Source organism: Paenibacillus sp. VCA1 (assembly GCF_031583795.1).
Taxonomy (GTDB): Bacteria; Bacillota; Bacilli; order Paenibacillales; family Paenibacillaceae; genus Paenibacillus_AQ; species Paenibacillus_AQ albilobatus.
Window position 1 is genome coordinate 176145 of record NZ_JAVLSX010000003.1, and the last position, 21428, is coordinate 197572.

Below are 21428 nucleotides of genomic sequence, written 5' to 3' on the forward strand. Positions count from 1 at the left end.
CGGCCCCCATCGGCCGGGGACTGCCCGGCATCGTTCACGGCTGGATCCGTACCAGCCTGTCGGTCGCCCGGAGCGCGGCGACGGTCGCCGCTCCGATGCCAAACATGGCTGTCCGCAGCTCGAACTCCACCTGCGCCAGCGCCGCGTGCAGCGCCTCCTCCGACTCCACCGCCGGTCCGAGCACGCTGCGTCCGAATCCCGCCAGATCGGCCCCCAGCGCCAGCACCTTGGCAGCGTCCACGCCGGTTTTAAGTCCGCCGCTGCCGATCAGCCCGGCATCCGCACATACTTTGCGGACTTCCTCAATGCATTCGGCCGTCGGGTTGCCCCAGCCCGCAAAGGCTTCGGCCGCTGCGCGCCGCATGCTGTCTTTGCTGCGGTGCTTTTCGACCTGACTCCAAGAGGTGCCGCCGGCACCGGCGACGTCCACGAATTTGACACCCGCCTGCAGCAGCCTTGCGGCCGTTCCGCCGTCAATGCCCCAGCCGACTTCCTTTGCCCCGACCGGAACCTCAAGCTGCCGGCACACCTGCTCAATCTTGGACAGAAGTCCGCTGAAGTTCGTATTGCCTTCAGGCTGAAATACCTCCTGAAGCCCGTTAAAGTGAAGCACCAGCATGTCCGCTCCGGCGATGTCGACCGCCCGGCGGCATTCCTCGATGCCGAAGCCGTAGTTGAGCTGAACCGCTCCCAAATTCGCGATGACGGGAATCGTCGGAGCATGCCTGCGCACATCAAAGGTATACCCTAACTCTTCGCGCTCCACGGCAGCGCGTACCGAACCGACCCCCATCGCCCAGCCCCGCGACTCGGCGGCTGCAGCCAGACGTTCGTTAATCGCGCCCGTCGTTTTGCTTCCGCCTGTCATGGAGCTGATCAGCAGCGGCGTGCGCACCGGCATCCCTAGAAAGGATGATTCCAGGGTAACGGCGTCAAAATCGATCTCCGGCAGAGCCGAATGGCGGAATCTGTATTTTTCCAAGCCGTTCGTTACGCCTACGCCGCTAACCTCCTCCGACAGGCTGATCCGCACATGTTCGATTTTTCGTTCTCCCGTCGCGATTTCCGGCAAAAGCGATTTTTTGCCCGCATGATTTTCGCTCATCAAGATCCCCTTCCGTATTTCCCGTTGACCATACCCAATCCGGCCGAAAATTAACAGTAGATTACACATCCATCCGTCAAAATATTCTTCTATCATCTCATCTTGGCGCTCTGAATTTCAAATCGGATTCATGACAAATGCTTTTTTAGTCCAGACTATAGGATGAATTTTACAATGAACCGAGCATGAACCGAGCATGAAAGAACATAAGCCTAAACGGAGGATCAAACCATGGGACAAGATCAGGTATGGGGCGCTGCCGGCAGCACGCATCAAACCGCTTCAGACAATCCGATCGACAAGCCGAATCGCGGCAAACGGCGCAAACGGCGCCTGGTCGTCACCCTATTGGCCGTTCTGCTGTTATGGCTCGTGTGCGTGATTATTTATCAGACGCATAAACCCCTTCCTCCGGGGATTTCCTATGAAAGCCCGCTGCATTATACCGAAGACGTCCGGTTTCTGTACGACCTGACTTACCCCGATCCGTCCGGCAGGATCGTCGCCGAGCAGCAAATCCGCCAAAGAATCGGCGAGATCGTGGATGAGTCCAGGAAATTTCTCGTCATTGACCTTTTCCTGTTCAACAACTACGCCCACAAAGGCCAGCAGTTTCCGAAGGTCAGCGAAGAATTGACGGACAGGCTGGTACGGCATAAAAGGGAATTTTCCGACATGGACATCGTAGTGATTACCGATCCCGTCAACACAAGCTACGGCTCCGCCCCCAATGCGCTGCTGGAACGGCTGAAAGCGGCGGGCATCCGGGTCATCGTGACCGACCTGAATCCGCTTCGCGACCCGAACCCGGTCTACTCGGCCGTATGGCGCACGTTCATTCAATGGTTCGGAGTATCCGGCAAAGGCTGGGTACCCGACCTGATGGCGACGAACGCCCCGAAAATGACGATCCGTTCCTACTTAAAGCTGTTAAACATTAAAGCCAACCACCGTAAAGTCGTCCTCAGCGAAAAACGTGCGCTTGTCCTTTCGGGCAACGTTCACGATGCCAGCGCCTATCATTCGAATATCGCCTTTGAGGTCGGCGGCCCCGTGATCGGGGATATCCTCAAATCAGAGCAGGCGGCCGCCGGCCTGTCCAAAGGGGGAGCGCTTCCGGCTTACGTTCCCGAGCAAAATCCCGGAATCAACGCAGGACCGATCGGCATCCGGTACGTAACGGAGGGTAAAACCTATCAATACGTACTCCAGGAGATCGAAGCCGCCCAAAAAGGCGACACGCTTTGGATGGGCATGTTTTATATTGAGGATAGGAAGGTGCTGAACGCCCTGCTGTCCGCAGCGGGACGTGGCGTCGCCATCCGTCTGCTGCTCGATCCGAACAACAACGCCTTCGGAGAGAAAAAAATCGGAATTCCGAACCGCCAAGTCGTTTCGATGCTGGTCAAACGCTCACAAGGCAAAATTTCGATCCGCTGGTACCATACGACGCAGGAGCAATACCATACGAAAATGATGTATATTGAGAAGCCGGCCGGAAACTCCGTCATTGTCGGCGGCGCCGCCAACATGACGCCCCGCAACCTGAACGACTACAACCTGGAAAACGACCTGTGGGTATCCGTTCCGTCCGGCGCGCCGCTGGATATGCAGATGCGCCGTTATTTCGACCGTTTATGGAACAACAGGGACGGTTCCTTCAGTCTAGACTTAAGCGCCTACAAGTCCGCCTGGTACGAAGACCTCATTTACCGCATCCAGAAGGCTGTTCGATACACTACCTTTTAAGCGGTGCCTCAAGGTTTTCCGGCTCAACAGAGATATGTCATTACTCCGTGATTCCTGCCTGCAAACGCACGGCGTGCTGCTCCCGACGCGGGAGGTTCCGCTTATATGACGGAGCGTCCGCCGCATAGGCAAAAAAGGCGCTCTGCCTAACGCAGAACGCCTTCTTATATTCATCGACATTTTCCTTACGGCTTCTCGCAAACCGACTTAAACTGGCAGCGGTCACCGCATAAACGGCCTTTGCCGTGCGGTACGCACATCGGCGTGCCGAAAATCGGGTCTTCGGCGATGATGCAGTCCATGTAGAACACTTCCTTCACCATTTGGGGCGTCAGCACGTCCTCGGGTGCCCCGGCGCAAAACACGCCTTGGTTTTTGACCGCGATCATATGGTCGGCATAACGGCAGGCCAGATTCAAGTCATGGAGCACCATCACGATGGTGCGCCCCTGTTCGCGGTTAAGCTCGTACAGCAGGTCCAGCACTTCAATCTGGTGGTTTAAGTCCAAATACGTCGTCGGCTCGTCGAGCAAAATAAGATCGGTATTTTGCGCCAGCGTCATGGCAATCCACGCCCGCTGCCGCTGTCCTCCCGAAAGCGAGTCCACCGCCCGCTCCGCGATGTCCGACAGCCCGGTCATCTCCAGCGCTTCCCGCACGAGCCGTTCGTCTTCTTCGCTCCACTGCTTCAGCCAAGACTGGTGGGGATACCGCCCCTGCTTGACCAGCTGAAGCACCGTCAGTCCTTCGGGCGCCGTCGGCCCCTGCGGCAAAATCGCCATGTTTCTCGCTACCTCTTTGGTCGAAGCGCGATGAATTTCCTTTCCATCCAGAAGCACAGATCCGCTTTTCGGTTTGAGCAGGCGCGCCAGCGAACGCAGCAGCGTCGATTTGCCGCATCCGTTGCTGCCGATGAGCACGGTCACTTTGCCCTCGGGAATCTGAAGGCTAAGGTCCTTGATAATCTCCGTATCTCCGTAACTGAGCGTCAGCTCCTCGGTTTGCAAAAGGGTCATCGCCGGTTACCTCCTCATTCTGTTCTTCATTTTTATCGAAATTCAACCAAAGTTCCGTCAGGCAGCAAATGATAATCATTATCACAAATATAAAATGTCCCGTAACCAATGTCAATACAGGCGGCCCGGCCCCACCCCGCTATAACAGCGGGGACATCAGGCGGGCGAGCGACTCCAGAATCCGTTCGGGAATTTTCTTTTTCATAAACTTGTCCAGCACGATTTGCTTCGTCGATTTGAGGTCGCGCTCGAAATCCGATACGATCCGCTTCACGCTTTCCGTCTGCACAAGCAGCGCATTGACCTCGAAATTCAAATGGAAGCTCCGCATGTCCATGTTCGCCGTGCCGATTGTGGCCACTTCCCCGTCGATGATGAGCAGCTTGGAATGCAGGAAGCCCTTTTCGTATTCGTAAATTTGGACGCCGACATCAAGCAGCGCCGGAAAATAGGAATGGGATGCCAGAAACGGCAGCCATTTATCCGGTTTTGCCGGAAACAGGATGCGAACATCCAGGCCCGACATGGCGGCGACGCGCAGGGAGGTCAGAATGTCTTCATCAGGGATGAAATAAGGCGTAGCCAGCCAAACGGATTTTTGCGCGGAAGTAATCATGGAAAAAAATATGTTTTTAAGCGTGCGCCGGTCGTTGTCCGGCCCGCTCGGAATGATTTGGATGGCCCCGCTGTTCCGCTCCGCCAGAAGCGGCGACAAATATTCGGCTTCGAGCACCTTTTCGCCCGTCATATAGTTCCAGTCCTGAAGGAAAATGATCTGCAGCGTCCTGACCGCTTCGCCTTTGACCGACATATGCGTGTCCCGCCAAAAGCCGTAGGTGGCGCTGCGGCTCAAATATTCGTCCCCGACGTTCAGGCCGCCGATAAAACCCACGTTCCCGTCGATGACGACGATTTTACGATGATTGCGAAAATTCACCCTCGACAGGAAAAACGCTTTGGAGCTTCCGTAAGCCGCAACCTTGACGCCGGCGTTGGCCATTTCCCGCAGGAACGACTTCGGCAGCTGCATGCTGCCCCAGGCATCGTACAAAAAACGCACGTGGACCCCGGCTTTCGCTTTTTCGATCAGAATCCGCTGAATCCGGGTGCCGATATCGTCCGCGCGATAGATGTAATATTCCATATGAATGTGATGTTTGGCTTTTTCCAGCTCCTGCAGCAGCGTGGAGAAGGTTTCTTTGCCGTTGGTCAAAATCCGGGTTTCGCTCGTGAACGAGATCGGCGTCCTCGCCAGCCTCTGCGAAAGCTTCAGCAGCTGCTGCTGCATCGGATTAAAATCCGACAGGTCTTGCTGAACCCGCACGCTTCCTTCCTCGAGCATTTCATAGATTTTGGAATCCTGCTCGGCCTTTTTGTCGAATTTGCGGCGTTTGAAGTAGTTTTGCCCGAACAACAGGTAAAAAAACAGTCCCACGACCGGCACCAGCGCCAGCAGCAATATCCAGGCCATCGTCGAGGAAGGGTTTCTGTTTTCCATAAATATCATGAATCCGAGCGAGACGACGGTCAGGGTCGAAAATATGCTGACGATCGTGCCTGCCGTTTTGCCGAAAAATCCGAATCCGACATAATAAAAAACAAATAATAAAGCCGCAATAAGTACAGCCTGTATAGCCCTTCTCATAGGTTCCCCCGATTCGTTCACTTTTCCATCAAGCGCTGCCGCTTCCGAAATTTGGCGAAAATTCGGACGCGGCCAGCAAATTCTATTCTACATCAACGATGACAATCTTCCTATAGATCGCTGGAAAAAACGCTTTGGGACAGGCTTCGAAATAGGACCAGACCCGGTCCTTCCGAAAAAATCCGCTTCAGCATAAAGACGCCTCTTCAAGGCCATGATCAAACAGAATGAACCGAAAACCTTGACAGACGGACGGTTTCGTGAAAAGATATCCCTAACGACCGTTAGGTAGTTTTGATGGAGGTGATGTTATGAATGCAAAACGTTTGCTTTTGGATACCGCGCTGGCGCATTTTGCGGAGGATGGTTACGAAGGAGCCTCCCTGCAAAAAATAGCCGAAGACGTCGGGATCAAAAAGCCTTCGATATACGCCCATTTCAAGGGTAAGGACGATCTGTTCCTCCGTTCGCTGAAAAACGCGCTGAAAGAAGAAAAGCGGAGAATCACCCGCTATTTCATCAGCAGGAAGGACCAGCCGCTGGATCAGCGTTTGGCCGAGCTGCTGGCCTTTCTTCAAGAGGAGTACACCCGCAGCAGCGAGAGCAAATTCGTGCTTCGAATGTCCTTTTTTCCGCCTTCTTCCTTGTACGACGAAGTCATGAAACTGATCTATCCTTTTTTGGATTCCATGGAAAGGCGGGTCCTGCGGCTGATGGAGCAGGCGAAGGCGGACGGGACGGCACCGATTGCCAGTCCCGAGGATGCGGCGGTGGCCTATATGACCTTGGTGGACGGCATTCTCGTCGAAATGGTGTACGGCGGCCTGGCAAGCGCCAAGCGGAGACTGAAAGCATCCTGGCCCATTTTTTGGGCGGGCATTCAAGCTGCAAAAACTTAACGGATTTTAACGAGGAGGGAACATCGTGAACCGGCATTGGTTGTACGTTATTTTGGGCGGCGTCGTCGAGGTGCTGTGGGTATCGGGTCTGAAACACTCCGCCAACATTTTGGAATGGATTTTGACGATTGCCGCCATAGCGGTAAGCTTTTATCTCATTATCGAGGCGTCGAAGCATCTTCCCGTGGGCACGGTATACGCCGTCTTTACGGGTCTTGGAACGGCCGGTACCGTCTTAACGGAAATGCTCGTTTTCGGAGAGCCTTTCAGCTGGCCGAAAACGTTGCTGATTCTCGTGCTGCTGGCAGGCGTCATCGGGCTGAAGCTCATTACGGCTGACGAAGGAGCCAAGAAAGGAGCGGATGCGTAATGGCATGGGTAGCGATCGTACTTGCCGGCGTGTGTGAGATTTTCGGCGTGATCGGCATCAAGGGCGTGACGCAAAAAAAGGGCTGGACCGCTTATTTGCTGTTGTTCGCGGCTTTCGCAGCAAGCTTCTCCCTGCTTTCCTTTGCGATGAACACGTTGCCGATGGGGACGGCGTATGCCGTATGGACCGGGATCGGGACCGTGGGCAGCACGCTTGTCGGCATGTTCGTGTTCGGGGAACCGAAGGAATGGCGCCGAATGCTTTTTATCGCGATGATTCTCGGCTCGGCGGTTGGTTTGAAATTAATTTCGTAAGAGATGTAAGAAAAACATTTATCGACGTACTTCCACAGAAGACAGACCGCATTTAAAGGTGGTTTTTCTTGCAATATCAGGATGCAATGGCTCTGTAGTTTATACTTTCTGATATTATAACAAAAACATTTATCGACGTACTTCCACAGAAGACAGACCGCGTTTAAAGGTGGTTTTTCTTGCAATATCAGGATGCAATGGCTCTGTAGTTTATACTTTCTGAATTTTGTCACAAAACAAAGGCCTTCTTTGTCTTCCTATATGTAAGGTCCATATCTTTGGAAAATAAAGGAGGAAGTTTGAAATGACACTGCGATTAAATTATCGGACCGCGAGTCCGCAAGTATTTCAAGCGATGACGAATCTGCAAAAGGCCAGTTCGGACTCTTCGCTCGACATCGTCCTGGTGGAGCTGATCAAAATCCGCGTATCGCAAATCAACTGCTGCGCGTTTTGTCTGGATATGCATGCCAATGATTTAATGAAACACGGGGATTACGGGAATCATATCGTTTTGCTTAATGCGTGGCGGGAAGCGCCGATTTATACGGAGGAGCAGCGGGCGGCGCTTGCGCTGGCCGAAGCGGTGACGCTTATCTCCGAGCAAGGGGTGCCGGAGGATGTTTATGCGGAAGCCCGGAAGCATTTTGACGAAAAAGAGTTCATGGAGCTGATTCTGGCCATCAATACGATCAATAGCTGGAACCGGATCGCCATTTCGACGGGAATGTTCCCGGGATGTTTTTCACCGTCGCAAAACGGCAGAGCATAAAAACGTCTGCAAAAATCGAAGAGTGAATCACCCTGCCCTGTGCAAAGGCGCAGGGTTTCTTTCATTCGCGGGAAGGTCGATCCCTCCTGGACGCCGAATGGATATAAACGCATAAAATCGGGAGGGAGGCTGAACATCACGGAAACGACGGCATTTGAAACGATCTACCGGACCTATCGGGCTTACGGCTTGTCGATCGCATACCGCATGCTGGGGACGTATACCGACGCCGAAGATATCGTTCAGGACGTGTTCGCCGAGCTGGCGGCCAAAGATCCGGCGGAAATCCAAAACATGAAATCGTATATTGCCAAAGCGGTCACCAACCGCTGCTTGAATCTGCTCCGCTCCGCCAGGAAAACCCGGGAGGAATATATCGGCGAATGGCTCCCGGAGCCCATTGCGGCTTCGACGGATCTTCCCGAGCTGGCGGCGGAACAAAAGGACACCCTCTCCTATGCTTATCTGCTCATGCTGGAGCGGCTTGGTCCGATGGAACGAGCGGTCTTTCTTTTGCGGGAAGTGTTTGAGTACGATTATGCACAGATTGCCGACATGACGGGCAAAACGGAAGCCAACTGCCGGAAAATATTCAGCCGGGCCAAGCAGCAGTTCAAAGGGAGCGAACCGCCCGCATCCCCGGTGGACGACGAGCAGCGGAAAGCGGCCGTGGAGCGGTTTGCGGATGCTTTTCTCCATTATGATCCGAAAATGCTGCTTGGGCTGCTGGCGGAAGACGCCATGCTCATATCCGACGGCGGCGGTGTGGCGCGCACGGCGATCCGGCCGATTTTCAGCCGCGACCGCATCTTGAGATTGTTCGTATCGCAAAAAGCCTACCGGGACATGCGGATTTGGGACACCCGGATTACGGAACTCAACGGCGAAACCGCCATCGTTTTTACGAGCGGTCACGAGGTGAAAGCTGCGTTTTGCTTCCGGTTTACCGAATCGGGAAACCGGCTGCAGCATTTGTACATGATCAAAAACCCGTATAAGTTATTGCATTTGCGTGTGTAACGGCCTAGAACGCGAATAAATGGGAACATATTCGTCCGCCTTGAACAAGGCGGTTTTTTTATTTCCTCTCCCCCTTTGAAGCGCCATTTCTGATGGCCCAAAACCGGGACCAAAGGCGTAGATTTGAATCCCCCCTTCCTTTTGTAATATAATTTTTCTGACTACACGGTCAGATTAAGAACCGAAGTGTTCAGAAAGGAGTGAATGTTCGTTTGTCTGAGAAGTTGGCGGACAAAAAGAAACAGATCTTGAAGACCGCCCTGCAGCTGTTTTCCACCCAAGGGATCTCCTCCACGTCGATGCAGGAAATCGCCGAGTATTGCGGGATGTCCAAGGGAAGCCTTTATTTGCATTTCAAATCGAAGGAAGAGCTTGAACAAAGCATTTATTCGTATTGCGAAGGGATGATCCGCGACAGCGTCATGCAGGTGGAGCAGGAGCATCTTCTGACTCCGAAGGAACAGCTTCAAAAGCAGGTCGAAGTGCTTCTGAACCGTTTGGTCGAGCTTAGGGAGTTTGCGATCATGCAGCTCCATGATCAGCATATGGGCGGCAAAAGGCCGCCACTGAACGCACGCATTCACGAAAAACACGTCCATGCGCTGCAATGGTTCCACGACAAATTGGCCCTTATTTACGGGCAGGACATCCTGCCTCACGCAATGGATCTGACGCTGTTTGTTACCGGCATGCTCGGCGGGTATATCCGAATGCTGATGATTCCGGGACTGCCGCTGAACGTTCGCCGCATGGCGGAGCGTCTCGTTGCGCTGCTGGACGACGTGGCTGAAAGCACGCTTCGCAAGCAAATGGAACCGATGATCGCTACGGGGGTGTGGTCCGAGTGGCTGGACAAATACATGACAAGCCCGGATCGCCCGCGCCATCCGCTCATGGTGACCAAACAGATGAAGGATATGCTGAAGGATGCCGGCATCGATGAATTCAGAAAGGAATTTGCCCTTGACTCCATACAAATCATGGAAAAGGAGCTGCTGGATATCGAGCCGCGCAAAGCCATTTTGGCCGGCATGATGAGCAACCTGGAGCAAATCGGGGAACTTGGGCCGCTGAACAAGGAACTGAAAGGAATTTACGAGCTTTACATTGCTTCAAGAGCCGAGCAGCGATGATTATACACGACGATTTTGGCTTAACCCGTACTTAGAAGGTATATGGAGAGGAGTAGAAACCTGCGAGATGAAAGGAATCATTAATTTCTCACTGAACAACAAGTTTGCGATCTGGATTCTGACCGTCATCGTTGCCGTTGCCGGATTGTACAGCGGCCTTTCGATGAAACAGGAAACCATTCCGAACATCAACATCCCGTTTCTGAGCGTGACCGCGGTTTATCCGGGCGCTGCCCCGGAAGGCGTCGTGCAGGACGTGACCATTCCGCTGGAACAGCGGCTGCGCAACGTGGACGGCGTGAAAACCGTCACTTCCACCTCGATGGAAAACGCGGCCAACATTGCGATGGAATTCGACTACGGCACGGACCTCGACCAAGCGACCGCGGCCGTCCGTGAAGCGCTGAACGAGGTCAAACTGCCGGATGGAGCCCAAAAGCCCACCATCTCCAAATTCAGCATGAGCTCCTTCCCCGTCGTATCCCTCAGCGCTTCGGACGATTCGAACGATCTGGAGAAGCTGACCAAAAATATCGAAAACCAGGTGGAACCTGAGCTTGAAAAAATTCCGGGCGTCGCCTCCATTTCGATTTCGGGGCAATACGTCAAGGAAGTGCAGTTGAAGTTCAACAAAGAACAAATGGCCAAGCTCGGCCTTTCCGAAGATACCGTCAAGGGCATCGTCCAAGGATCTTCGATCCATGTACCGCTGGGCTTGTTCACCCTGGATCAATCCTCGAAGGCCGTCGTTGTCGACGGCAACATCATTACGCTGGATGACCTGAAAAATCTGGCCATCCCTGTTATCCCGAGCGCGGGAGGCGCATCCTCCGGAGCTGCCGGGGCTCCAGGGAAGGGCGCAGCAGGTACGCCTGTTCAAGGCGCAGGCGCTGGAACCGGCGCTCAAGGAACTGCCGGAGGCGGCGGGAATGCCGCTGGCGCGGGCGCCGGCATGACCGGCGGAGCAGCGCAAGGACATGCGCCTGCGGGCATCCCGACGGTTAAATTGAGCGATATCGCCGACATTCAAGTGATCGGCAAAGCCGAGTCCGTATCCCGTACAAACGGCAAAGCTTCAATCGGCCTGCAGATCGTTAAGGACAATGATGCAAATACCGTTGATGTGGTCAACGCCGTTAAAGATAAAGCGAAAGAACTGGAAGGCGAATTCAAGGGCATGAACCTGACGGTTCTGCTCGACCAGGGCAAACCGATTGAGGACGCCGTGTCCACGATGATGAGCAAAGCGGTATTCGGTGCCTTGTTCGCCGTCTTGATCATCCTGATCTTCCTGAGAAACATCCGTTCGACCATCATCTCGATCTTGTCGATCCCGCTCTCCCTGCTGATCGCGCTCCTGATCTTATGGAGAATGGACATCACTTTGAACATGATGACCCTCGGCGCGATGACCGTAGCCATAGGCCGGGTCGTCGACGACTCCATCGTCGTCATCGAGAACATATACCGGCGGATGACCAGCGGCAGCGAGAAGCTGCGCGGACGAGAGCTCGTCCGGGAAGCGACCCGCGAAATGTTCGTGCCGATCATGTCTTCGACGATCGTGACGATCGCCGTGTTCCTGCCGCTTGCTTTCGTCAGCGGCATGGTCGGCGAGCTGTTCATGCCGTTTGCGCTGACGATGGTCTTCGCCCTTCTGGCATCCCTGCTCGTCGCGATCACGCTCGTGCCGATGCTTGCGCATTCGTTGTTCAAGAAAGGCATCAAGCCTTCCAAAAACCATGATCATGACAAGCCGGGCAAAATGGCCCGCGGCTATCAGCGCATCCTGAACTGGTCGCTCTCCCATAAGCTGATCACGTTCGGCCTGGCCGTCGTCCTGCTCGTTGCGAGCCTGTTCTTGACGCCGCTGATCGGTACCAGCTTCATGCCGGAGCAGGAGGACAAATACGTTATGGTCACCTACTCTCCGGAGCCGGGTGCACAGCTTGAAACGGTTGAAAAGCGCGCGCTTGACGCGGAGAAATATATTTTGGACCAGCCTGGCGTGGATAAAATGCAATATTCCGTCGGCGGCAGCGGCAATCCGCTGGGCGGCGGCGCTTCCAACTCCGGCCTGTTCTATATCGAATACAAGAAAGATACCAAAGACTTCGAAACGGTGAAAAAGAACCTGATCGAAGGTCTCAAAAAGCAAGTGACCAAAGGTGAATGGTCAACGATGGACATGGCCGGCGGCATGGGCGGCAGCTCGCTCAGCGTCAGCGTCTTCGGCAACAGCCTGGAAGACATCAAACCGGTGGCCGACCAAATTCTGAAACTGGTGGAAGCCGACAAGACCAATTTCGAAAAAGCGAAAACCAGCCTGTCCAAAGCCTATGACCAATATACGATCGTAGCCGACCAGGAAAAACTGAGCTCGCTTGGCTTGACCGCAGGGCAAATCGCCATGAAGCTGAGTCCGCAAAGAGAGCGTCCGGTCCTGACCGAGGTTAAGGTAGAAGACAAAAAATACAAGGTGTATATCGAAACCGACGGCAAAGAGTACAAGAGCATCGACGATATCGAAAAAGAAACGGTTGCGTCCCCTCTTGGCATGAACGTGCCGATTAAAGACGTCGCCAAGGTGGAAAAAGGCTCTTCGCCGGATACGATTACGCGCACCGACGGCAAAATGGTCGTCAACGTCACGGCGAACATTTTGACAAACAATGTGGGCAAAGCTTCTACCGACCTGCAGAAGGAAATTGACAAAATCAATCTCCCTGACGGCGTGGAAGTGAAATTCGGCGGCACGACCGAACAAATCAACGATACCTTCACGCAGCTCGGCCTCGCCATGGCGGCGGCGATCGCGATCGTGTACTTCGTGCTCGTCGTGACCTTCGGCGGCGGACTGGCGCCTTTCGCCATCCTGTTCTCCCTGCCGTTTACGATCATCGGCGCTCTTGTGGGCTTGTGGATCGGCGGAGAAACGCTGAACGTCTCCTCGCTCATGGGCGCGCTGATGCTGATCGGTATCGTTGTAACCAACGCGATCGTCCTGATCGACCGCGTCATTCACAAGGAACGCGAAGGTTTGTCGACGCGTGAAGCGCTGCTGGAGGCAGGCGCGACCCGTCTGCGTCCGATCCTGATGACCGCGCTGGCGACCATCGGAGCCCTGCTCCCGCTCGTCAGCGGACTGGAGAGCAGCGCAGGCATCATCTCCAGAGGCCTTGGCATTACGGTTATCGGCGGCCTCATCAGCTCCACCCTGCTGACGCTCGTCATCGTGCCGGTCGTGTACGAATTCCTGATGAAATTCCGCAGACCGAAGGTGGAAGACTAAAAACAAACGATGGAATCGATCATCGCCCAAGGACGCGTTCCTTCCCGACCGGGAAGGGCGCGTCCTTTTTTCAAGATCGCAGGCAAAACATCAGCTAAACGCAGTCTGTATCTGTGAAGGTACGTTGATAGAAGTCTTTCTTATCAAAACGCTTTAGTATAACCACCGGCAGGAATTTGCTGTTAGAGACCAGAAACTGTTGTATGAAATAAATAGCCGGAACCCTCTTGACCCTCACATTGATGTCAGGGTTTACAATAAGCGTATTCGGGCAGGAAGGAGGAGGTCGCGGTTGAATATCGGCGAATTGGCGGAGCTGACCGGAGCAAGCATTCGCTCCCTCCGTTACTACGAGCAAAAAGGACTGCTGGCTCCGCTCCGCAAAGACAACGGGTACCGGGAATATACGCCGTTTGCAGTGGAGCAGGTACGGACCATCCAGCTTTATTTGAATTTGGGGCTGTCGACCGATGAGATTGCCGGCATCCTGCAGTGCGTGCTGATGAACAAAGAAGCCTTCTGTGTAGAAGTGCTGCCGATTTATCAGCTGAAGCTGCAGGAAATCGACAAACAAATCGAGCTGTTGACCAGCATCCGGCAGAACCTGACGGACCGCATCGACGCCATCCTGCTCGAACGATCAAAATCCGGTCAGGAGGAATAAAGATGAGCATCGAAACCGTCAATGACGAGACGTTTGCAGCACATATCAAGCCGGAAGGAACCACGCTCGTGGAATTCGGAGCGGTGTGGTGCCCTCCCTGCAAAGCGCTGCTGCCCATGCTGCATGAGCTGTCGAACGAACAAGGGGAGCAGGTCCGATTTCTGGAGGTGGACTGCGATGAATCCCCGGAAACGGCAAGCCGGTACCAGGTGATGTCCGTACCTACAGTGATCGTGTTCCATAACGGGGAGCCGGTGGAAAAGCTGGTCGGCCTACGCCCGAAAAGCGTATATGAGCAGGTTCTTTCAAAGCACAGCCAATAAGATGATCCTTGAGCAAGATGCCGTTCCAACCGCGGATATGTGTGACGGGTTATGCGAAGACGAGGTCTGTTTTTAGTAAAGTTTGGGTCCTGACTTAGAATGCAAACGGCGCATGCCATGATGGCATGCGCCGTTTTTGCGTTACGCCAGTTCATTCCGCATCGACTTCAGCATCCGCAGATCATAAGGTATAAATTCACCCAGCATGCTGCCGATCTCCCGGTACAGCGGGGTTCGGGCTTGCTCCGTAAGTTCCTTGGCGAAATGCGGCGCCCATTGAAGCAGATGCCGATCCAAAAAATCGATTTGCGTATCCAGCCACATCAGCCTGCATTCGGGCAAACCTGCGGTAAACGCCATATGTTCTCCGGCCACCGCGATAAACTCCAGTTCGATGGTCAGATGATCGTCATTTTCGCTTTGCAGCTTGTTAAAGACGATGCCGCAGTCCTCGTAAGCCTCGCGGATTTGCCTTATACAGCGCCAGGCGCTGCGCGGGTCAGCGGTCCGGTATGCGCTTTCGCAAACGCTAGGAAAAACTGCGTCCCGGCCGATAAACAGCCGCTCATATTCCGCCGTTTCTTTCCGGCAGGCCTCGACCAGCCGTCCCGGGCTTAAACGGCCCAAATAATCCTGAAGCCTGCGTCCTCCATCGGTAAGCGCCAATTCTTCCCGCAGCTCCGCTTGGCGCTGCCAAGGCGCGATCTGCGCCAGGCCCGGCGGATTCTCCAAAAAGTCGATCAGCAGCTGGTACGCCCAGCCCCTTCCTTGATGCCAGCGGGCTCCTTCCAACGTATCCAGCAGCGGTTCCAGCGTTGTCGTCATAGCCGCCCCTCCTTGATCCAGGTCCGGATTGTCTTGAAGAAACTTTTTCCTGAATCCAGCTTACCTGAATCGGAGCCGGCGTTATGTGATATGATTCACATCGGCGGATATTAAACCGCCCATTTTCGGAAAGTTCAAACAATTATCAGTGAACGTTGGCTTGTACAATCTCATATGAAATCTCAGTCTAGCAAGCCTTCAGCACACTTGAAAATCACAAGTAAAAACAGAATCTCCAAAAGGAGATCCCGTCTTGTTTCCTACTGATTTTCAAGAATACAAAAAGGGCTTCCCGGCGGGATTTGGTGACTCTATATTTATCAATTTATCTGCGGCGCTGTTTTCTTGCGATCAGCCTTCTTTTTCGGCGTTTGGGTTGCTTCATAGGCTTCATAGGCTCTCTAGGAAGCACTACTTCACCCGAAGCAAGATTCTGCTCCGTGTACGGCATATGATTCACGTAAAACAATTGCTCTGCATCTTCTTTCCCTTCCGCTGCATTTCTTTGTTCCTTCACATAGTCCGGTTCCTCAAATGCCGCCGTTTGGCTGAGCAGAAGCAGTTCCTCCATCAAGATCGGCTTTTTGACGACAAGCAAATGGAACATGATTTGGTAAGCGACGTTTAACTGCGATTGCCTTAATAACGATAACTCAATAGGATCATACCCCGTGTAATAGGCAGGGAAGTAGAAAAATTCCATACGAAGCACTCTGAAATCCATAGCAGCATGTTCCTTTTTCAACAAGGGCCACGCATCCTGCCGCGACAGCATAAATTCATCCTCGTCGATGATCGTATCGGTGGAAGAAGTCCAGTAACGAGGCGAATGCTCATTAAATAGCTGCTTATATTCCGGGTTGACCATATGGGATCCGACATGCGCGTAGGGCGCAACAATGCATACCATGGCTTTATGCCGGCAGACTCGGTACAACTCCTGCATAACGGCTTGAAGATCATCCACATATTCGAGACTTCGAGATGCCATCACGAATTCAACGGTATCATCTTCAAAAGGAAGCCTTTGGTTATAGTCCAGTACCAGATCCGTATCCTGATAAGCGATTCGATCTATGCCTATGCAATCCCGGAACTTATGGTTTCCAGAGCCGAGATCAATCCTCATCCCCATCCCTTCTTTTCCTTTTACTTGTACTTGTACCCTCTTCTTCTTAAGCTATTCTACAGGCAAACAAGATGTCTATGTACTTATCCTCCTGCATTAACCTATCTTCTTGTTCGCCCTGGTTATTAGTCATGTACAGGCAAATTCAGATAAGAATTGACATACGCTGTATAAGTTGTTCTGTTCAAAAATAATTCAAAGGAGGGTAGGGAATGCCCTTAAACTTGAGGTTTGTCGATAATCAGCCCGGGGCGATTACTTTTACGGGCAACACGCTGGGGCTTAGCCGGTCCAATACCGTTGGGGTACCTGGGACGGAAGGGTCTATCGGCGCGTTTATTACAACAGATACCTCGCTACAATTTGGAAGCTATCCACCAGGAACGACAAGTGATTTCAATTTGAACGGCTCCAGTGCAATTTTGCGCGTACCTCCGGGCAGCACGGTGCTATATGCAGAGTTGGTCTGGAGCGCTACTTATACAAACACGTCGGGGAATGTTAGTGATTTTATTGATAAGTCGGTTTCGTTTACAACACCCCAAGGAAATGTGTTTGATATTGCCCCTGATCCGGCCACAGCTACGAATAATTTGATGATTAACACAGGTGTCAATGGGTATGTACGTTCTGCAAATGTGACTTCGATCGTCCAGGATGCCGGACCGGGAACATATACCGCCGGCGGGGTCGCCGGTCTTATTTCGTTTCCGGATGCGGTTGCGAACTATTGCGGATGGACACTGTGCGTTGCTTACCAAAATTTTTCACTTCCTTTCCGGAATTTATCCATTTTTGTCGGCGGTGTCCTTGTTAGCAGCAACAGTACAGTTACAACTACGGTTAGCGGATTCGGAACGCCAGTTACAGGACCTGTCTCAGGTCGGTTGGCTGTTTCGGGTCAAGAAGGAGATGCTGAAGGGGCGGGAGATCAGATGTTATTCGGTCCCGCTCCAGGCAGTCTAACCATATTAAGCGGTCCTAACAACTTCGCTAACAATTTCTTTGCCTCCCAGATTAACGATGATAATGGTGATCTGGATGTATCCGGGACCTTCGGTACACGAAACCAGATTAACGGCAGTCCCGGGACGAATGTTGTTGGCGGCAGACAGGGGTGGGACATTACCAACGTCGATGTCTCTCCAACGTTGGTTAACAATCAGACGCAGGCAACGGTGCAATTTAGAACTTCAGCCGATGTCTATATTGTCTCTGCTTTCGGTCTTCAAATCGATCTCAATGCTCCAACAATTAATATCACAAAAGAGGTAGATTCGCCTACGGCAATCCTTGGTCAAATTTTGACCTATACCGTAATCTTCACAAATACCGGGACGGCTGAAGCCGATTTTGCTACCCTTGTAGACAAAATTCCCGAGGGAACTGTATTTGTCGATAACAGTGTATTTCTAGATGGGGTTCAGCTGCCTGGGGCTAATCCGGCCGACGGAATCCCGCTCGGAAATCTGATGATCGGTCAGGAGCATGTTCTTACCTTTCAAGTTAAAGTCGCTTCCCGCCCGCCGGGAGATGTGATCATTAACCAAGCTTTGATTAAATTTGAGTATCAATTCGTTGCTGGAGGTCCGTTCGAGAGCGGGACTTCCGTATCCAACCCGGTCGTTACGCCGTTCCTGAATCCGGAGATAGCCGTTGAGAAAACCGCGTTCCCGGTCAGCGTTTTTCCTGGAGAAGTCGTTCATTATACCTTTACCGTATTCAACATTGGCTCGGCTCCCTTGAATAATATCATTATCAATGACCCGGTCCTGGGTCTTCATCAGTTGGTCTCCCGCCTGGATCCCGGCGGAGCGGAAGAGTTCTTCGTGGATTTCGTCGTGCCGCCAGGAACTCCGGCGGGGACCGTTCTTCGCAATATCGTGACCGCCGTGTCCGATGAGGCAGGTCCGGTTTCCGCGGAAGCCGATGTGAGAGTGCTGGCCGAATTCAGCGTTCAAATTACGAAAACGCCGGATCAGTTTTCCGTTACTCCGGGGCAAACCGTGAACTATACCATCACCGTGACGAATACCTCCAATGCGCCGCTCACGAATGTCGTAGTTGAAGATTCGTTAACCGGCTTTACGACGATCGTGCCATTTATGGCGGAAGGCACATCGCAAACCTTTATCGTTCCGTTTATCGTACCTGCCGGGGCTACGGCTGGGAGTGTCATTACGAATGTGGCGACAGCAAGCCCGGCAGAGACAGGTACGGTGTCTGCCACCTCGGCAATTATTGTCGGCACCGTCACGGCCCTATTCGTCTTTAAAACCGTCAATCATCCTACTGCAGCGCCCGGCGAAACCGTGCAATATACGATCACGGTTACCAATGCCGGCAACGCGCCGTTAACGAATGTGCGTATCACCGATCCTTTGCTCGGTGTCGATCAGATATTCGACGCGCTGCCCCCGGGGGATACCATACAAATTGACGCTCCTTTTGTCATTCCGCCGACAGCCAGTGAAGGTGATATCATCCACAACGTCGTGACGGCCACCTCCGATCAAGTCGGGCCGGAAACCGCCAACGCGGATGTCATTGTCACGGGAGCTTCGGCCATCGCGCTGACGAAGACGGTCAGTCCGACGGAGGCTTCCCCCGGCAGCACGGTGACTTATACCTTTGTCGTGACCAACACCGGCAATACCACACTGTCCGATGTGCTGCTGTCCGATCCGCTGCTGAACATCAGCCAAGAAATCGGCTCCCTCGCCATCGGCGAATCGAGAACGATCACCGTTCCGTTTGTCATCCCGCAACATGAAAGTATCGACTTTGTGAATACAGCGAACGTCATCGGTCATTTCGGTCCCGTTGAAGTAACGGCAGAGGCAAGTGCTGCGGTGGCTCTCATCCTGCCTTCATTTACGTTAACCAAGGCGGTAGACCCGACAGAAGCTTTCCCTGGTGAAGAGGTGTTGTTCACCTATACCTTAACCAACACAGGAAACGTCCCGCTGACAAATATTTCGCTATCCGATCCGCTGCTGGCTTTCACCAGCACGATTCCTACGCTGGCGCCGGGAGCCTCGACCAGCGGCTCTATTCCGTTTGTGATCCCTGTGGATGCAGCGGCAGGAGTGACGTTCACTAACGTGCTGACTGCAGCGCCTATGGAAACGGAAGCTCAGACTGCTTCGGCTACCGTCACGGCCTTAGGCGCACCATCCATCACGCTGACCAAAACCTCAAGCGTGGCAAGTGCCATGCCGGGCGAAACCGTGACGTATACGATCACCGTCACCAATACCGGAAATATGGATTTAATTAGTGTTGGGGTTGGGGATGAACTGCTTGGGTTGAATGAAGTTATCCCTGTGCTTGCGGTCGGCCAGTCCGTCACCTTTACCCCGACCTTCGTCGTTCCGCCCGGTACCCCGGACGGAACGATAATTACGAACATCAGCACAGCGACGTCGGATCAGACCGAATCGATTGAGGCCATCGCCCGCGTTATCGTGAATGCGCCTGCCTTTACAGTGTCTGTTGATAAAACGGCAAACCCAACCTCCGCCGCCCCGGGTCAGACGGTGCAGTATACGATCACCGTCACCAACCCGAACGCAAGCGCGTTAACGAATGTGACCCTTAATGACGAGCTGCTGGGTATTTCCGAATCGCTTGGAACGCTCGCCCCAGGCGAGAGCCGGACATTGCATTTTAACTTCACCGTACCTGCCGGCATTTTATCCGGTACGACGATCATCAACACGGCCATCGTCAATTCCGATGAGACCGACCCTGTTCAGGATTCCGCCGTTGTGACCGTGGCCGCGGCTCCCGGCCTGCAGCTGAATAAGGCGATCGAACCGCCGGAAGCCAGACCAGGGCAAACCGTTCAGGTCATCCTGACATTGCAGAACACGGGAAACACGGATCTAACCAATATCGTTCTGAGTGATCCGCAGCTTGGCTTTGAGTCACTGGTTCCTTCGCTTCCGGCCGGAACGCTTCTAACCGTCAAATATCCGTTTATTGTGCCCGAGGTTCCGGCGGGTACGGTGATTGTCGATACGGCAACCGCGACTTCCGATCAAACCGGAGAAACGACGGCTTCGGATTCTTTAACCGTTCTGCCGGCCTTTAGCGCCTCAGTCACCAAAACGGTAGACCGGACGACGGCTGTCCCCGGGGAAACGGTGACCTTTACCATCGTATTCAGGAACCTGTCCAATGCCCCTCTGACGGATCTCGTCTTTTCCGATCCGCTGCTGGGCATCGAGAATATCTTCAACGCGGTTCCTGCCGGGTTCTTCACGACCATCACCCGTTCCTTTACGATACCGCAAGGAACACTGGGCGGAACAACGCTGCTGAATACGGCCGTCTTTGAATCTCCGGAGATCGGAGAAATTGAAGCCGAAGCTTTGGTTACCGTCGCGAGTGTCCCGCAATTTGAACTGAAAAAAACGGTTCAGCCGCAATCGGCTTTGCCTGGTCAGACCGTCCTATTCTTCTTGAGTGTCATCAATACGGGGAACGTTCCGCTGCAGAACATCCGTTTATCAGACCCGCTGCTTGGGATTCAAGGCACTATAGTCATGCAAATTCCACACGAAACGGAATCGCTGACAATCCCGTTCACCGTACCTGCAACAGCTGCAGCCGGAGAAAAAATCGTTAATACCGTGCAGGTTTCAGCGCCTGGCATAAGCCCGCGGTCGGCCGCGGCGACCCTAAACGTTATTGCCCCGCCGCTAAACATCGTAAAGGAAACCAGCAGTACACAAGTTTTCGTGCAGGAAGAGTTCCAATTCACGCTGCTCGTCACCAACAACGGTACCGTTCCAACCCTGGATACGGTGCTGACTGACTCCTTGGAGAAAGGCATCCGATTTGTGCCTGGCAGTGTCACGATTGACGGCAAGCCATCTCCGGGGGCCAACCCGGAATCCGGCATCCCGCTAGACAGCCTGGCTCCCGGTCGGACAGTCAAGGTGGTGTTCACGGTCAAAGCCGTCAGCGTACCGCCGAAGAGGAAGGTCAGCAATCTCGCGAATGCTTCCTTCCGACCGGAAGGCTCGAATCAAACCTTCCTGGTCAGCTCGAACGTGGTTGTCATTCACATCCATGAGCATGAGGAATAATGTTAGGGCATTAAATTGAGTTGAGATATCTGTACGCCTGAGCCGATGCAGGCTATGTAACGCAAAGTGAGCCTTA

The 21428-nt window shown here is 53.4% G+C and carries 16 protein-coding genes; 11 read left to right on the plus strand and 5 right to left on the minus strand.

All coding sequences use genetic code 11. The features are described 5' to 3' along the window. Positions 1 to 34: 34 nt before the first annotated feature. Positions 35 to 1105, minus strand: coding sequence for a type 2 isopentenyl-diphosphate Delta-isomerase (gene fni, locus RJP21_RS07470; RefSeq protein ID WP_310858730.1), 1071 nt, complete (start codon positions 1103 to 1105; stop codon positions 35 to 37). Between the two features lie 231 nt (positions 1106 to 1336). Between fni and RJP21_RS07475 the strand changes: the two genes are divergently transcribed. Further along, a complete protein-coding gene (locus tag RJP21_RS07475; protein ID WP_310858731.1) occupies positions 1337 to 2854 on the plus strand; it encodes a phospholipase D family protein in 1518 nt (505 codons plus the stop codon). A gap of 185 nt (positions 2855 to 3039) precedes the next feature. Here RJP21_RS07475 and RJP21_RS07480 read toward each other — a convergent pair whose 3' ends face one another. Further along, positions 3040 to 3870 carry an ABC transporter ATP-binding protein gene (locus tag RJP21_RS07480; RefSeq protein ID WP_212958239.1) on the minus strand — a complete coding sequence of 277 codons (831 nt, stop codon included), beginning with the start codon at positions 3868 to 3870 and terminating at the stop codon, positions 3040 to 3042. Positions 3871 to 4009: 139 nt separating this feature from the next. Beyond that, on the minus strand, positions 4010 to 5515 hold the full coding sequence (gene cls, locus RJP21_RS07485; RefSeq protein WP_310858732.1) for a cardiolipin synthase: 1506 nt from the start codon (positions 5513 to 5515) through the stop codon (positions 4010 to 4012). A gap of 311 nt (positions 5516 to 5826) precedes the next feature. On the opposite strand from cls, the gene RJP21_RS07490 reads away from it, so the two are divergent. From RJP21_RS07490 to RJP21_RS07530, 9 genes are all read left to right on the plus strand, one after another. After that, on the plus strand, positions 5827 to 6414 hold the full coding sequence (locus RJP21_RS07490) for a TetR/AcrR family transcriptional regulator (protein WP_310858733.1): 588 nt from the start codon (positions 5827 to 5829) through the stop codon (positions 6412 to 6414). Between the two features lie 25 nt (positions 6415 to 6439). Continuing rightward, positions 6440 to 6784, plus strand: coding sequence for a DMT family transporter (locus RJP21_RS07495; protein ID WP_310858734.1), 345 nt, complete (start codon positions 6440 to 6442; stop codon positions 6782 to 6784). Then, positions 6784 to 7098 (plus strand): DMT family transporter, encoded by a 315-nt coding sequence (locus tag RJP21_RS07500; RefSeq protein WP_310858735.1) that lies wholly within the window; start codon positions 6784 to 6786, stop codon positions 7096 to 7098. The genes RJP21_RS07495 and RJP21_RS07500 overlap by 1 nt, the downstream gene beginning before the upstream one ends. Positions 7099 to 7402: 304 nt before the next feature. After that, on the plus strand, positions 7403 to 7870 hold the full coding sequence (locus RJP21_RS07505) for a carboxymuconolactone decarboxylase family protein (protein ID WP_310858736.1): 468 nt from the start codon (positions 7403 to 7405) through the stop codon (positions 7868 to 7870). A gap of 39 nt (positions 7871 to 7909) precedes the next feature. Then, positions 7910 to 8890, plus strand: a complete 981-nt coding sequence (sigJ, locus tag RJP21_RS07510; protein ID WP_310858737.1) for an RNA polymerase sigma factor SigJ — start codon at positions 7910 to 7912, stop codon at positions 8888 to 8890. 212 nt (positions 8891 to 9102) lie between these two features. Continuing rightward, positions 9103 to 10023, plus strand: coding sequence for a TetR/AcrR family transcriptional regulator (locus tag RJP21_RS07515; protein WP_310858738.1), 921 nt, complete (start codon positions 9103 to 9105; stop codon positions 10021 to 10023). A gap of 67 nt (positions 10024 to 10090) precedes the next feature. Further along, on the plus strand, positions 10091 to 13315 hold the full coding sequence (locus tag RJP21_RS07520; RefSeq protein ID WP_310858739.1) for an efflux RND transporter permease subunit: 3225 nt from the start codon (positions 10091 to 10093) through the stop codon (positions 13313 to 13315). Positions 13316 to 13607: 292 nt separating this feature from the next. Continuing rightward, positions 13608 to 13979 carry a MerR family transcriptional regulator gene (locus RJP21_RS07525; RefSeq protein ID WP_310858740.1) on the plus strand — a complete coding sequence of 124 codons (372 nt, stop codon included), beginning with the start codon at positions 13608 to 13610 and terminating at the stop codon, positions 13977 to 13979. Positions 13980 to 13981: 2 nt separating this feature from the next. Beyond that, on the plus strand, positions 13982 to 14302 hold the full coding sequence (locus RJP21_RS07530) for a thioredoxin family protein (RefSeq protein ID WP_310858741.1): 321 nt from the start codon (positions 13982 to 13984) through the stop codon (positions 14300 to 14302). Positions 14303 to 14443: 141 nt separating this feature from the next. On the opposite strand, the gene RJP21_RS07535 is transcribed toward RJP21_RS07530, so the two are convergent. Beyond that, a complete protein-coding gene (locus tag RJP21_RS07535; protein ID WP_310858742.1) occupies positions 14444 to 15127 on the minus strand; it encodes a TorD/DmsD family molecular chaperone in 684 nt (227 codons plus the stop codon). A 325-nt stretch (positions 15128 to 15452) separates the two neighbouring features. Further along, entirely contained in the window at positions 15453 to 16262 is an 810-nt protein-coding gene (locus tag RJP21_RS07540; RefSeq protein ID WP_310858743.1) for a class I SAM-dependent methyltransferase, read from the minus strand. A gap of 929 nt (positions 16263 to 17191) precedes the next feature. Between RJP21_RS07540 and RJP21_RS07545 the strand changes: the two genes are divergently transcribed. Continuing rightward, positions 17192 to 21352: a DUF7507 domain-containing protein gene (locus RJP21_RS07545; RefSeq protein WP_310858744.1), complete on the plus strand. Its 4161-nt coding sequence runs from the start codon at positions 17192 to 17194 to the stop codon at positions 21350 to 21352. Positions 21353 to 21428 lie beyond the last annotated feature (76 nt).